The following is a 12,696-nucleotide window of genomic DNA, read 5'->3' on the forward strand; positions in this document are numbered from 1 at the left end:
CCTTCGCGTTCCCGAGCCAAGATGATGTGGATACGTTTTCATGACTCTCCCGTGAAATACCGCCTATTGTCAAGATTTCGGTAGCAAGACCCATGGAACCATGGTGGAATCGTTTCCATGAGTGGTCCAGTGCAGCGACGGATAACCATCAAGGAAGTGGCGGAGGCCGCCGGGGTCGGGGTGGCCACCGTGTCCCGTGTCCTGTCGGGCGGCTCGGCGAGCGCGGAGACCCGCGAGAAGGTGCTCGCCGCGGCGGCGCGGCTCGACTACCGGCCGAGCGCGCTCGGACGCAACCTGAGGCGCCAGCGGACGGGCGGCATCGGGCTGCTGGTCCCCGACATCACCGACAGCTTCTACGCGCGGCTGGCCGACGGTGTGCTCTCCTGCGCCCGCTCGTACGGCGAGCCGGTCACGGTGGGGGTCACCGGCGACGATCCCGAGCGGGAGGCCGAGCTGATCGGCACGCTCATCGAGCAGAGCATGGACCGGCTCATCGCGGTGCCGTCCGGGGACGGCGAGATGTGGGGGCCCGCGCTGCGCGCCGGGCTCAACGTCGTGTTCGCCGACCGGCGGGTGCGCGCCGACGTGCCCAGCGTGGTGCCCGACGACCGGGCCGGGGTGCTGACGGCCGTGGAATACCTGGCCGGGCTGGGCCACCGGAAGATCGCCTACCTCGGCAGGCACGGCCAGTCGCAGCGGGTCGCCGCGTTCACCTCGGCGATCGCCTCGCTGGGCCTGCCGGCCGACCGGGATCTGGTCGTGCACGCCCGGTCGAGCCGCGACTCCGCGTACGCGGCCGCCGCGGGCCTGCTCCAGCACCGCGCCGACGTCACGGCGGTGATCGCGGGCGGCAACGTGCTCGGTGAGGCGGCCGTGCTGGCCGCTCGCGAGCTGGACGTGCGCATCCCGAGGGACGTGTCGCTCATCATGTTCGACGACGTGCCCTGGGCCGAGCTGTGCTCCCCGCCGCTGACGGTGATCTCCCAGCCGGCCCAGGACATCGGCTACCGCGCCGCCGAACTGGTGTTCCGGCAGGGCAGGCGCCCTCCTGCCGTCACGCTGCCCACCCAGCTCGTCGTGCGGGCGAGCTGCGGGCCGAAGGCGTCGGCTAGGAGATGACCTTCTCGATCGCCTCGGCGATCTCCGGGGCCTCGGGGACCACGCGGGGGCGGAACCGGGCGACCACCTGGCCGTCGGCGGCGACGAGGAACTTCTCGAAGTTCCACTGGATGTCGCCCGCCTCGCCCTCCGTGTCGGGGGTCGCGGTCAGCTCGGCGTACAGGGGGTGCCGGTCCGGGCCGTTGACCTCGGTCTTCTCCAGCAGGGGGAAGTCCACGCCGTACGTCGTGGAGCAGAACTCCTTGATCTCCTCCGCCGAGCCGGGCTCCTGGCCCATGAACTGGTTGCAGGGCACGCCGACGACCGTGAAGCCCTTCCCGGCGTACGCCTTGTGGAGGGCGACCAGGCCCTCGTATTGCGGGGTCAGCCCGCACCTGGACGCCACGTTGACCACCAGGGCGGCCCCGCCGCCGAGCAGATCGCCGAGGGTCGTGCTCTCGCCGTCGATCGTGGTCACCGGAATGTTGAGAACGCTCATGTCCGCACCCTAAACGAGCGTCGCGTGCGGTCTCGCCGCAGGGCGTGCCGCGCCGCGCACGGTAAGCCGCGCCTCGTGGAAGGGTCGGCGTTGGGGGGCGGATCGGCAAAGAACCGTCCGCGGCGTGCCGCAGATGCCGTCGCGAAGGCGGGCGGCCGTATTTCAATCCGCGTGAGGACCCGTCGCGGTGCCCGCCGGAAGCTCTTGATGATCCGGTGCGGGCCGAGCGGACGGCGGCGCCCACGCCATGGGCGCGCGACCGCGCGGCGGGCGCACGCGCGCCCGCCTTCCGCACGCGACCCGACGACAAGGACCGATTTGGACAGCAACAGCGTTCTACGCAGCACAGTCGCCGCCGTCATCGCGGCCACCGTCGCCGGTGGCGGAAGCGGAGTGGCCTGGGCCGGCGAGTGGGCCGCCCAGGCCGGGACCGGAGAGACGGCGCAGACCGGAGAGACGGCGCAGACCGGGGAGACGGCACGCACCGGAGAGAGCGTGCGGCCCGTCATCCACGTCGGAGTGTGGAAGACGCCGGTGACGGCACAGCCGCCGCGGTTCCGCCGGGCGCCGGCGAAGCTCCGCAGCAAGGCGTACGCCTTCCGGCTCGTCACCCGCAACACCTGGTCGGGCGAGCAGTTCCAGTGCCTCGACAGCCTCTGGACCAGGGAGAGCAACTGGAATCACCGGGCCTACAACCCGGGCTCGGGCGCCTACGGCATCCCGCAGGCGCTGCCCGGTCACAAGATGGGCTACGCCGGCAACGACTGGCGGTTCAACCCGCAGACCCAGATCAAGTGGGGGCTGCGATACATCAAGGGCCGATACGGCTCGCCGTGCGGCGCGTGGGGCCACTTCCGGTCCCACAACTGGTACTGACCCGGCGGAGGCGCCCGGCCTACTGCCGGGCGCCTCCACGACCGGCCCGCGCGCCGCCGCGCTCGCCCTCCCCGGCGCCGGTATGGGCGTCCGCCCGCGCCGCGGCCCGTACGGCCATCGCCTGGACCAGCAGTTCCAGGCCGAACTCGAACTCCTCGTCGTGGTCGCAAGAGTCCAGATGCGACCGCAGCTCGCTCAGCACGGGAAACAGCGCCGGATCCACCTCGGCGACCGTCGCGCCGCCCCGTACGGGAGCGAACGTGGGGGTCACCCCCACCTCCCGCAGCAGCGAGCCGACGACGTACGCGATGAACATCCGCAGCATCCGGACGGCCTCCCGGCTGTCGAAGCCCGCCTCGCGCAGGGTCGCCAGTGCGCGCTCCACCGGGAGAAGGCCCGCCGTCGAGTTCAGCTGCCTGCTCACCACGACCATCGTGCACCGGGGATAGTGATGGGCGATGCGCCGGAAGGCCCGCGCCTGGATGCGCACCCGCTCGGTCCAGTGGGCGGACGGGTCGTCGGTGAAGCCGATCCGCGACAGCACGTCCTCGGCGACCGCGTCGAGCAGCGCGGCCTTGCTGGGCACGTGGTTGTACAGCGACATGACGCCGACGCCCAGCTCGGCGGCGATCCTGCGCATCGAGACGGCGTCGGCGCCCTCTCTCTCGATGAGCTCCACGGCGGCGGCCACGATGCGGGTGCGGTTGAGCATGACCGAATCCTCTCGCCGCCACATGGTCTCCGTCCATTGACGTACGTACAGCGTACGTGACACGCTCGCAGGGATACGTACGGTGTACGTCGAGGGAGGTCCCCCGTGTCGACCCACGAGCTCTACACCATCCCCGCCGAGCTCTCCACGTGGGACGTGGAGATGACCGGAGCGGCCCGGTTCACCTGGGAGTACGACGAAGGCCGCGACCGGATGCTCGCCCTCTACCAGAAGGGCAAGGACAAGCAGTGGGACTCCGTCAAGCGGATCGACTGGGACCTTGAGGTCGATCCCTGCAACGTCCTCGGCGTCCCCGACACCACGCTCGCCATCTACGGCTCCCCGCTGTGGGACCGCATGGACGCCCGGCAGCATGACGAGGTGCGCAGGCACAACGCCGCCTGGCAGTTCTCCCAGTTCCTCCACGGCGAGCAGGGCGCGATGATCTGCTCGGCCCGGATCGTGGAGTCGGTGCCCGACCTCGACTCCAAGTTCTACGCCGCCACGCAGACGATGGACGAGGCGCGGCACGCCGAGACGTACGCGCGGTTCCTGCAGGAGAAGGTCGGGCTCGCCTACCCCATCAACGAGCACCTCAAGGCGCTGCTCGACAGCACGCTGAACGACTCGCGGTGGGACATGCCCTACCTCGGCATGCAGGTGCTGATCGAGGGCCTGGCCCTGGCCGCGTTCGGGGTGATGCGCGACATCGCCACCACGCCGCTGCCCAAGCAGATCCTCGCGTACGTCATGCAGGACGAGGCCAGGCACGTGGCGTTCGGCCGGATGGCGCTGCGCGACTACTACCGGAACCTGTCCGAGGCCGAGTTGCGCGAGCGCGAGGACTTCGTCATCGAGGGCTGCTACCTCATGCGCGACCGGCTGCGCGGCGCGGAGATCTGGGAGACCATGGGGCTGTCGCGGCAGGAGTCCGCCGAGGCCATGGAGTGTGTGGACCGGTCGGAGTATCTGCGGCTGTTCCGTGCGCTGCTGTTCAGCCGGATCGTGCCGTGCGTCAAGGACATCGGCCTGTGGAGCCCCCGCCTCCAGAAGGCGTACGCCGACATGGGCGTGCTCGAGATGGCCGGGCAGAGCCTCGACGCGCTGATGCGGCAGGACGAGGAGATCGCCGAGCGGCTCGACGCGGAGCGCTTCGCCCGCGAGGAGGAGGAACGGGCGGAGGAGGTCGCCGAGACCATCGCCGCCGCGGACGACTGACCAGGGCTCGTGACCCCCACGGCCGCGGACGTCGGAGAGATTCGCGGGCTTTGTCCACCTGTGCAGGGAATCCTTGTCATACTCCGTCTTCGTGACTGTGGAGCTGACGCAGAGTGGCCGCGGGTCTCGCCGCATCGTGATCGGGGTGATCGGCCTGGTCCTCTTCCTGCTCGCCGGCGCGGGCGGGTTCGCCGTCGCGTCCGGCTATCGCGCACAGGACACGAAATACTGCGGCCACGAGTGCGTTCCCGGGTTGAAGATCGGCACCGTGGTCGAGGCGCTGCAGGGCCGGGGGCACACCTGCGCCGACAACAGGCAGCTCTGGTCCTGCGAGCTGAAGATCGGCAAGGTGCGGTTCGAGGCGGACCTCTTCCGGGTCGCCAAGGTGACGGACTTCTACGAGTACATCGGCAAGATCGAGGCCAGGATCGTCGACCCCGGCACCACCACGGCGGCGGCCGGGCTGGATTACATGTCGTGGTTCGCGACGCTGCCGCACCGCGACGACCCCTCGACGGCCAAGAAGGTCGGCGGCTGGCTGGCCGAGCAGCTCGCGGGCGACGGGGATGTGACCTACGTGCTCGACTGGGAGTACACGCTGGAGCGGAAGCCGGGCACCCGGTCCGTCGAGCTGACGATGAAGCGGAGACACTGATGGCGGCTCCACCCCCCGGCCGGCCGTACTCTCCCGACGGCAGGTTCTGGTGGGACGGCGCCGCCTGGCAGCCGGTTCCGGTGCAGCAGCCGGTGCAGGCCGCGCCTCCGGGCACTCCCCCACAGCCGGGCTTCCCCGTGCCGCCCCCTCCGGGGCCGCAGGCGCAACCGGGCTTCCCCGTTCCACCGCCCCCAGGCTCGCAGGCGCAACCGGGCTTCGCCGTGCCGCCGCCTCCGGGGCCGCAGACGGCTCGGCCGTACGCCGCCGGGCCGCAGGCGTGGACACCGGCGCACGATCCTGCGGGGCCGCCCGGTTCCGCGGCTTCCGTCCCGGTCCCGCCGGACGCGCCGCGCCGCCGGGGGACGGCGGTGTTCGCGCTGGTCACGGCCGGCGTGCTGATCGCGGCGCTGGCCCTGGGCGGGGCCGCGGGCGCGGCCGTGGGACTCGCGACCACCGAGCCGGTGACGGACGACCGCGCGCCTTCCTTCCCCGGGAGTTTCCCCTCGGAAAAGCAGCGTTACCTGCCCAAGGTGACGTTCGGCATGCTCGCGGTGGACTGGCTGCAGGGGGCCGGCTCCTGGACCTGCGCGACGTCCACGGCGGCCGACCCGGTGACCGGCGCCACGAAGAACACGATCTGCCGGCCGGGCGACGCCTCCCGTCTCCACATGTCCGTCTCCATCTGGTACGACGCGCCGGACAAGGTGCTCTCCGTGAAGGCCCGCTGCGATCTCGGCGTCGGATCGAAGGCGTGCACGAACCTGTTCGCCATGATGGCGGACACGCTACTGTCTCCCGACCGGACCCTGCGCGCACGGGCGGCGAGCTGGGCGAAGAAGAACGCGGCCAAGGCGGCGGTGACGTCCGTCGGCGGCGTCCGGCTGGAGACCGCCCTGCGCCCGCACACCATGGAGGCCGTGCGGGCGATCTGACCTCCGCTGCCGCCTGGGCGCCCGCCTCGCCCGGGGGGATTCACGCGCTCGCGCCACGATCCCCGCCGGGAAGACCCTCTCCTCACCGACGACCCGGCGCGATGACGCCTCGTGGCGCGCGGGACGGTCTCGCCCGCCTGCGCGGGACGTGCGGTGTTCAGAGGGCCATCGTGAGCACCATGATCAGCGCCGCGGCGGCGACGGCGAGCGCGCCGGCCCAGACGATGCGGGCGTCCCTCCGGCCGTCGACCAGGCTCCCCTGCCGCAGCGCCCGTTCCAGGCGGCGGTGGCGGATCCCGGTGCGCAGTAGCAGCACCGCCCCGGCCAGCGCGGCCGCCGCGAAGGGGACGGCGAGAACGGGCAGATCCTGGCGCACCGAGATCCCGGCCGCCGCGATGCCCGAGCCCGCCATCGTCACGGCCGTGCGGACCCAGGCCAGCCGGGTCCGCTCGCTGTGCAGCCCGGGCCTCGGCTCGCCGCTCACGCGCCGATCACCGTTCCAGGACGATGAGGAGCAGGGCCAGTACGGCCACCCCGGCCACGCCGTACCCGAACATGGGGGCCAGGGCGGGCGGCGGGAGCGCGCGGTCCTGCCGGAGCGCCCGGTCGATGTGCCGCCAGCGGGGATAGGCCGAGCCCGCCGCCACGGCGGACAGCAGCACGAGCACGACGGCGAGCAGCGTACGCACCCACGGCACGAAGACGTCCTCGGGGACGACCGCGATGGCGATGCCGCCCGCGCTCAGTGCGAGGGAGGTGCTGATCCAGGTGAGGAACGTACGCTCGTTGGCGAGGACGAAGCGGGGGTCGGGTTCGTTCTCTTCCATGCGATAACGCTATTTCTGCCCCTTTTCCCCTAGATTTGCCGGGTTGCCACTTCTACCGTGCGTGGGGCGACGCCGTCCGCGTCGTCGTGGCGGCCAGGTGCCGCAGCCTGTCCTCCGACTCCGAGCCGGGCTCGGCGGCGAACAGGTCCATCCCCTGCAGTTCGGGGTCGCCGGGCAGGCCGACGAGCTCGGCCGACAGCCGCAGCTCGCCCACGACCGGGTGATCGAGGACGTAGTCGCGGTGGGTGACGGCGGCCACGTGATGCTCGTGCCACAGCCGCCCGAACTCGGGGCTCTGCCGGCAGATCGCGTCGACGTGCTCCATGATCTGCGCGTTCCGCGGATAGCGCGCGGCCAGCACGCGGAGCCGGGCCACGTGCTCCCGGGCGAGCCGCGGCCACCCGTCGCCGTGCATGCGCCTGAACCCCTCGTCCAGGAAGATCAGGTGCCCGATCGTCCTGCGCTCTTCCGGCATCGCGGCGAAGTCGGCGAAGACCGCGGCCGCCAGCGTGTTCCAGGCGACCACGTTGACGTGCCGTCCGAGGACGAGCGCGGGGGTGAGCACCAGCGAGTCCAGGACCCGCTGCAACCCCGGCCTGACCGGCGCCTGCGCGACGTCGTGACCCCGGTGCGCCGGGCGGGCCAGCGCGTGCAGGTAGGCCCGCTCGTCCCCGGTGAGCCGCAGCGTGTCGGCGATCGCGTCCAGCACCTCGGCCGAGACGTTCCGGCCGTTGCCCTGTTCCAGGCGCGTGTAGTGGCTGACGCTGACCCCCGCCGCCAGCGCCAGCTCCTCGCGGCGCAGGCCGCGCACGCGCCGCGTCCCGTCGGCCCTGTACGGCAGGCCGACGTCCTCCGGCCGCACGCGCGCCCTGCGGGACTTGAGGAACTCGCTCAGCTCGGCCCCTCGATCCACATCGTCAAGCCTAGGCAACTTCTGAGTAGTCAGAACGCGGTGCTGGCTGAGGTGCCGGGCCCGCGATCAGGCTGCCCGCATGAGATCTGCGTTCCCGCTCATGCTGCTCGGACTGGGCAGCTCGATCACCGCCCTCGACTTCACCGTCGTCTACGTCGCACTGCCGCAGATCGCCCACGAGGCCGGGTTCTCCCCGTACGCGCTGCAGTGGGTGGTCAGCGGCTACGCGGTGCCGTTCGGCGGCTTCCTGCTGCTCGGGGGCCGCCTGTCCGATCGGCTGGGCAGGCGGCGCATGTTCGTCGCCGGCCTGCTGCTCTACGGCGTCGCCTCGCTGCTCGGGGGGCTGGCCTCCTCTCCTGTGCCGCTGATCTGCGCCAGGGCGCTGCAGGGGCTCGGCGGTGCGGTGCTGATGCCCGCGACCCTCTCCCTGGTCGTCACCATGTTCGAGGAAGGACCGGCCCGCAACCGGGCGATGAGCGTGTGGGCGGCGTGCGGCGCCGCCGGGCTCAGTCTCGGCGCGCTGCTCGGCGGCGTCCTCACCGGCGCGTTCGGCTGGAAGGCGGTCTTCTTCGTGAACGTGCCGCTGACCGCGGTGGGCGCCGCCGCGGCGTTCGCCGTGCTCACCCCCGACGGGCCGCGGCGGCCGGGCGCGATCGACCTGCCGGGGGCGCTCACCGGCACCACGGGCGTCACGGCACTCGTGTTCGCCGTCGCGCAGGGCCCCCGGTGGGGGTGGCTCTCCCCCGGCGTCCTGGCGTCCGCCGTCGCGGCGGCGGGGCTGCTCGCCGCCTTCCTCGTGATCGAGGCGCGCGGCCGCGACCCGTTGCTGCCGCCGCGGCTGCTCGCCGTCCGGAACACGGCCACCGGCGCCGGGGTCATCCTGGTCTACGGCCTGACCCTGCAGTGCGTGCCGTACTTCCTCACGCTGCACTTCCAGGACGTGCTCGGCTACGACGCCGTCACGTCGGGCCTGGCCTTCCTCGGGCCCACCCTCACGATCACCGTGGGCAACCTGGCCGCCGAACGGCTCATCCCGCGCCTCGGGCTGCGCGGCACCCTGGTCTTCGGCGTCGCCGTGGGCGCGGCCGGAACGGCGGTGCTGGCGTGGCGGCTGTCGGCCGACGGCTCCTACCTCGGCCTGCTGGCCGGTCTGGCCGGCTTCGGCCTGGGCGCGGGCGTGTGGTTCTCCGCGATGTTCATCCTTGCCTCGACCGGTGCGGCCCCGCAGGAGCAGGGCGTGGTCTCCGGCCTGTCCTCCACCGTGCTGCAGGCGGGCAGCGCCGCGGGCCTGGCCGTCCTGGTCGCGGTGGCCGGTCGCGACACCGCCGGCCTGACCGGAGAGGCGCTGCGCGCGGCCACCTCGGACGGCCTGCGCTCGGCCGTCCTGGTCGCCGCCGTGGTCTCCCTCGCCGGTGCGGCGCTGGCGGCGCTCCGTCCGGCCCGGAGGAACCGCGCCGGAGGAGACCGTACGGTGAAGGACCTTGCGCAAGGAGACCCGGCCGGAGAGGACCCGGCCGGAGGGGACTCGGTCGCCCCCGCGGGCCGCGCCTGAGCGGACGGCGCGGCGCGGGCGGCCGGGTCAGAGACAGGCCTGGCTGACCTCGCGCAGGTAGGTCGCGCCGTCGGTGGCGACCTTCTGCGCCGCGTCCACCGCCGCGTTGGCGTCGTCGACATCGAGCTTCTGGAGGCTGTCGGCCAGCCCCTGAAGGGCGTCCCTGAGCGTGGTGTCGGCGGCCTTGTTCGCCATGTCCTCCAGGTCGGCGGCACCGTCCTCGATCTTCTTGCGCATGGCGTCGGGGTCGTTCACGACCGCGCCGATGTCGCTGATGGTCCGGCTGACCAGCCGCGTCGCATCGGCGCACGTCTGCGCCTTCCCCGCGCTCGCGCAGCCGGAGGCGAACAGGACGGCGGCCGCGCAGACGGCGGCGAACGGGAGGAGTCGCATGCCGATCACCCTACCCAACGGCGGCCCGGCCGCCGTGGCACCCGATCATGCCCATGGGGGCCTCCGCGCCCATCCCTGGTCACGCGTCCATCAGTCGTCATCACCTCGGCGACGATCGCGCGGAAGTACCCCGCGACCTCACAGGCGAATGCGGTCCTGGACAGTCCGGTCCCGCGCAGGGCCTCGCCGTGATCAAGGACGACCACGGCCAGCACTCCCGCCAGCAGCGACCACCACAGGGCCGAGGCGATCGCCCGCGAAAGCCGTGAGGATCTCCGGAAGGACGCCCGCAGCCGGTCGCGGTGGAAGGGCACGTGGCGCAGCTCGTCGGCGAGGATCCGGCCCGCGACCTCCGAGGCGAGCAGGTCCCGTACGCCGTCGCGCACCGCGCGGTAGTAGCCGAGCGCGACCACCTCGGCGAGCATCAGGACCATCAGCTCCATGCGGAGACCGAGGAGCCGCCGGAGCCGTACGAAGACCGCGTCGGTCCAGTGACCGGCGATCGTCGCGGCACCCGCCGCCTCCAGGAGCCGGCCCAGCAGGCGGGCGTGCTCGCCCTCCTCGGCCACGAACAGGCGGACCGCCTCCGCGTAAACGGGGTCGCCCGCCCGGCGGGCCTTGTCCATGAGGCGGGCACCGTCGCCGTCCTCGCCGACCTGGAACCGCTGGAGGCTCCGTACGAGGGCGGGCTCCAGCCGTGCTCCCGCGCCCCAGTCGGGGTCGCCCCAGGTGCGCCGCAGCAGCGCCGCGCCCTCGAAGTCGTGTAACCAGGCGGTGAAGTCGCCCGTGTCGACCGTCGTCGTCATGGTCCCCGAACCTACGGAAGCGATGTGCAGATCACGAGGGGGAGTTCGTGGAGGTTCGGCGCACCCGGCACCCGGCACCCGGCACCCTGCACCCGGCGCCGGGGAGGGCGCCGGGCACGGGATCGCGCGCCGTAGCATCTGCGGCATGGGGAACTGCGAACACATGCTCGTCACGGCCGACCCGGATCCGCTCACGCCCGGAGGCTGCCAGGAGTGCCTGGAGCGCGGCATGCGATGGGTCCACCTGCGCAAGTGCCTGGAGTGCGGCCACATCGGCTGCTGCGACTCCTCTCCCGGCAAGCACGCCACCGCCCACTTCAAGGAGACCGGCCACCCGGTGATCCGCTCGTTCGAGCCGGGAGAGGACTGGCGCTGGTGCTACGTCGACCAGCGCCTGGGCCAGTAGACCGCACCGCCGAGCCAGTAGACCGCGCCACCGGGAGCCCGCGGAGCGCGCCACCGGGAGCCCGCGGAGCGCGCTCGGCGCGTGGACCGTGGACCGCGCTCGGCGCGTGGACCGTGGACCGCGCTCGGCGCGTGGACCGTGGACCGCGCTCGGCGCGTGGACCGCGCGTCCGAGCGCGCTCAGCCGCGTTCGAGCGCCGCCTCCTCGAAGTCGAGCTCCTGCATGACCCGGTGGAGGACCTCGTCGTCGATGCGCCGCTCGTCGCGCAGCCGCACGAACACCTCACGTTCCGCGGCGAGCATCTCGCGGCGCAGCCGCCGGTAGAGCGAGGCGGGCGTCTCCTCGCCCTCGGGGCCGGTGCCGCCGCCGAGCCGCTCCCAGGCGTGCAGGGCCCGGCGCTCGGCGCGGGTGCGCAACTGGTCGACGACCTCCTGGTGGACGTCCAGCACACCGTCGGCGGTGAGCTCCTCCAGCCGCGCCAGGGCCGCGGCCGCGGCGGCCTGCTGGGCACCCGCCTCCGCGAGGTCGTCGCCGTACCGCTCCTGGGCGGTGGAGACGCCCAGCCGCCTGATCAGCCAGGGGAACGACAGCCCGTGGACGATCAATGTGCCCACGACGACCGCGAACGTCAGGAACAGCAGCAGGTTGCGCTGGGGGAAGTTCTCGGGGAGGGCGAAGGCCGCGGCCAGCGACACCACCCCGCGCATCCCCGCCCAGCTCGTCAGCACCATGTTCTGCACCGACGGCGCTCTGGGCTCCTCGGCGCGCACCCGCTTCGACAGCATCCGCGGCAGGCAGGTGCTGGCCGGCACCCACACGAACCGCACGAGGACGACCACCAGGAACAGCACGATCGCGTACGTCGCCAGCTCCCCTGGCCGCTCACCGCCCAGCCCGGCGATGATCGGGCGCAGCTGCAGGCCGATCAGGGCGAACACGATCGACTCCAGCACCAGGTCGGCGACCTTCCAGACCGCGTTCGACAGCAGCCGTGTGCCGTACGTCGTCCGGCTGAGCTCGTGGCCCAGGTAGATGCCGACGATCACGACGGCGATCACACCGGAGGCGTGCACGGCCTCGGCCGCGAGATAGGCGGCGTACGGCACGAGCAGCGAGACCCCGTTGGCGCTCAACGGGTCGTCGAGCCGTCGCAGCACGAAGCCGGACAGGTAGGCGATGGCGAGGCCGATCACGACGCCGAGCCCGGCGGCGAGGAGGAACTGCCCGCCGATGCCGAGCAGGCCGGCGGCGGCGCCGGTCAGCGCGCCCACCGCGGCCCGGTAGGCGGTCAGCGCGGTGGCGTCGTTGAACAGGCTCTCGCCCACGAGGATGGTCAGCGCGCGTCGCGGCAGGCCGAGCCTGCGGCCGATGGCGACCGCCGACACGGCGTCGGGAGGGGCGACGATCGCCCCGAGCGCGAAGGCCGCGGCGAGCGGGAGATCGGGGATGATCGCGTGCGCGACGAAGCCGACCACCACCGTCGTCGCCAGGACGAGCCCGACGGCCAGGAGGCCGACGGGCCTGGCGGCGTCGCGCAGCCGCAGATATGAGCTGTCGAGTGCCGCCGAATAGAGCATCGGCGGCAGGAAGACCACCAGGACGATGTGCGGGTCGAGGCTGTAGTCGGGGACCCCGGGCACGTAGGACGCGGCCAGGCCCGCCACCACCAGGAGCAGTGGGGCCGACCAGTCACGCCATCGAGCCAGGGCTGCGACGCCGAGGGCGCCGGCCGGGAGCAGGAGGAACTGCAGTGCTGTTGCTGTGTCCATCAACCGATGAGGTTACTTACAGCTGGAACTCCCGCCGACC

The 12,696-nt window shown here is 72.4% G+C and carries 15 protein-coding genes; 7 read left to right on the forward strand and 8 right to left on the reverse strand.

Annotation, left to right across the window (positions count from 1 at the left end; all coding sequences use genetic code 11):
* Nucleotides 1-129: 129 nt before the first annotated feature.
* Nucleotides 130-1,119, forward strand: a complete 990-nt coding sequence (locus HCK04_RS03300) for a LacI family DNA-binding transcriptional regulator (RefSeq protein ID WP_260617063.1) — start codon at nt 130-132, stop codon at nt 1,117-1,119.
* Here the strand turns inward: HCK04_RS03300 and HCK04_RS03305 are convergent.
* Nucleotides 1,109-1,597: a glutathione peroxidase gene (locus tag HCK04_RS03305; RefSeq protein WP_142645384.1), complete on the reverse strand. Its 489-nt coding sequence runs from the start codon at nt 1,595-1,597 to the stop codon at nt 1,109-1,111. The genes HCK04_RS03300 and HCK04_RS03305 overlap by 11 nt on opposite strands.
* A gap of 318 nt (nt 1,598-1,915) precedes the next feature.
* On the opposite strand from HCK04_RS03305, the gene HCK04_RS03310 reads away from it, so the two are divergent.
* Nucleotides 1,916-2,473, forward strand: coding sequence for a transglycosylase SLT domain-containing protein (locus HCK04_RS03310; RefSeq protein WP_240970904.1), 558 nt, complete (start codon nt 1,916-1,918; stop codon nt 2,471-2,473).
* A gap of 19 nt (nt 2,474-2,492) precedes the next feature.
* Here HCK04_RS03310 and HCK04_RS03315 read toward each other — a convergent pair whose 3' ends face one another.
* The gene (locus HCK04_RS03315; protein ID WP_142645385.1) at nt 2,493-3,185 is read right to left on the reverse strand and encodes a TetR/AcrR family transcriptional regulator C-terminal domain-containing protein; all 693 of its coding nucleotides are present in this window, start codon (nt 3,183-3,185) and stop codon (nt 2,493-2,495) included.
* A gap of 105 nt (nt 3,186-3,290) precedes the next feature.
* Here HCK04_RS03315 and HCK04_RS03320 point away from each other — a divergent pair, with 105 nt between their 5' ends.
* From HCK04_RS03320 to HCK04_RS03330, 3 genes are all read left to right on the forward strand, one after another.
* Nucleotides 3,291-4,403 (forward strand): ferritin-like domain-containing protein, encoded by a 1,113-nt coding sequence (locus tag HCK04_RS03320; RefSeq protein ID WP_142645386.1) that lies wholly within the window; start codon nt 3,291-3,293, stop codon nt 4,401-4,403.
* 91 nt (nt 4,404-4,494) lie between these two features.
* Nucleotides 4,495-5,058, forward strand: a complete 564-nt coding sequence (locus HCK04_RS03325; RefSeq protein ID WP_142645387.1) for a hypothetical protein — start codon at nt 4,495-4,497, stop codon at nt 5,056-5,058.
* Nucleotides 5,058-5,990 (forward strand): hypothetical protein, encoded by a 933-nt coding sequence (locus HCK04_RS03330; RefSeq protein WP_142645388.1) that lies wholly within the window; start codon nt 5,058-5,060, stop codon nt 5,988-5,990. Before HCK04_RS03325 ends, HCK04_RS03330 begins: the two co-directional genes overlap by 1 nt.
* A gap of 157 nt (nt 5,991-6,147) precedes the next feature.
* Here the strand turns inward: HCK04_RS03330 and HCK04_RS03335 are convergent, their stop codons facing one another.
* The 3 genes from HCK04_RS03335 to HCK04_RS03345 are packed head-to-tail and all read right to left on the reverse strand — an operon-like array spanning nt 6,148 to nt 7,730.
* A complete protein-coding gene (locus HCK04_RS03335; RefSeq protein ID WP_142645389.1) occupies nt 6,148-6,474 on the reverse strand; it encodes a DUF202 domain-containing protein in 327 nt (108 codons plus the stop codon).
* Nucleotides 6,475-6,481: 7 nt separating this feature from the next.
* Nucleotides 6,482-6,817, reverse strand: coding sequence for a DUF202 domain-containing protein (locus HCK04_RS03340; protein WP_142645390.1), 336 nt, complete (start codon nt 6,815-6,817; stop codon nt 6,482-6,484).
* A 52-nt stretch (nt 6,818-6,869) separates the two neighbouring features.
* Nucleotides 6,870-7,730 (reverse strand): helix-turn-helix transcriptional regulator, encoded by an 861-nt coding sequence (locus tag HCK04_RS03345; RefSeq protein WP_142645391.1) that lies wholly within the window; start codon nt 7,728-7,730, stop codon nt 6,870-6,872.
* Between the two features lie 79 nt (nt 7,731-7,809).
* Here HCK04_RS03345 and HCK04_RS03350 point away from each other — a divergent pair, with 79 nt between their 5' ends.
* Nucleotides 7,810-9,282: an MFS transporter gene (locus HCK04_RS03350; RefSeq protein WP_205829780.1), complete on the forward strand. Its 1,473-nt coding sequence runs from the start codon at nt 7,810-7,812 to the stop codon at nt 9,280-9,282.
* Between the two features lie 27 nt (nt 9,283-9,309).
* On the opposite strand, the gene HCK04_RS03355 is transcribed toward HCK04_RS03350, so the two are convergent.
* Both HCK04_RS03355 and HCK04_RS03360 read right to left on the reverse strand, forming a co-directional pair.
* Nucleotides 9,310-9,675 (reverse strand): NAD-glutamate dehydrogenase, encoded by a 366-nt coding sequence (locus HCK04_RS03355; protein WP_142645392.1) that lies wholly within the window; start codon nt 9,673-9,675, stop codon nt 9,310-9,312.
* Nucleotides 9,676-9,680: 5 nt separating this feature from the next.
* On the reverse strand, nt 9,681-10,481 hold the full coding sequence (locus HCK04_RS03360) for a ferritin-like domain-containing protein (protein WP_185948912.1): 801 nt from the start codon (nt 10,479-10,481) through the stop codon (nt 9,681-9,683).
* Between the two features lie 145 nt (nt 10,482-10,626).
* Between HCK04_RS03360 and HCK04_RS03365 the strand changes: the two genes are divergently transcribed.
* Nucleotides 10,627-10,887 carry a UBP-type zinc finger domain-containing protein gene (locus HCK04_RS03365; RefSeq protein WP_142645393.1) on the forward strand — a complete coding sequence of 87 codons (261 nt, stop codon included), beginning with the start codon at nt 10,627-10,629 and terminating at the stop codon, nt 10,885-10,887.
* Nucleotides 10,888-11,066: 179 nt separating this feature from the next.
* Here HCK04_RS03365 and HCK04_RS03370 read toward each other — a convergent pair whose 3' ends face one another.
* Nucleotides 11,067-12,656, reverse strand: coding sequence for a Na+/H+ antiporter (locus tag HCK04_RS03370; protein ID WP_142645394.1), 1,590 nt, complete (start codon nt 12,654-12,656; stop codon nt 11,067-11,069).
* Nucleotides 12,657-12,696 lie beyond the last annotated feature (40 nt).

The sequence above is a fragment of the Microbispora sp. CL1-1 genome (assembly GCF_012034195.1).
Taxonomy (GTDB): domain Bacteria; phylum Actinomycetota; class Actinomycetes; order Streptosporangiales; family Streptosporangiaceae; genus Microbispora.

Coding starts and splice junctions, on each gene's coding strand:
- HCK04_RS03305 (WP_142645384.1), bottom strand. CDS start 1,597: ATGAGCGTTCTCAACATTCCGGTGACCACGATCGACGGCGAGAGCACG.
- HCK04_RS03315 (WP_142645385.1), bottom strand. CDS start 3,185: ATGCTCAACCGCACCCGCATCGTGGCCGCCGCCGTGGAGCTCATCGAG.
- HCK04_RS03330 (WP_142645388.1), top strand. CDS start 5,058: ATGGCGGCTCCACCCCCCGGCCGGCCGTACTCTCCCGACGGCAGGTTC.
- HCK04_RS03340 (WP_142645390.1), bottom strand. CDS start 6,817: ATGGAAGAGAACGAACCCGACCCCCGCTTCGTCCTCGCCAACGAGCGT.
- HCK04_RS03350 (WP_205829780.1), top strand. CDS start 7,810: ATGAGATCTGCGTTCCCGCTCATGCTGCTCGGACTGGGCAGCTCGATC.
- HCK04_RS03355 (WP_142645392.1), bottom strand. CDS start 9,675: ATGCGACTCCTCCCGTTCGCCGCCGTCTGCGCGGCCGCCGTCCTGTTC.
- HCK04_RS03360 (WP_185948912.1), bottom strand. CDS start 10,481: ATGACGACGACGGTCGACACGGGCGACTTCACCGCCTGGTTACACGAC.
- HCK04_RS03365 (WP_142645393.1), top strand. CDS start 10,627: ATGGGGAACTGCGAACACATGCTCGTCACGGCCGACCCGGATCCGCTC.
- HCK04_RS03370 (WP_142645394.1), bottom strand. CDS start 12,656: ATGGACACAGCAACAGCACTGCAGTTCCTCCTGCTCCCGGCCGGCGCC.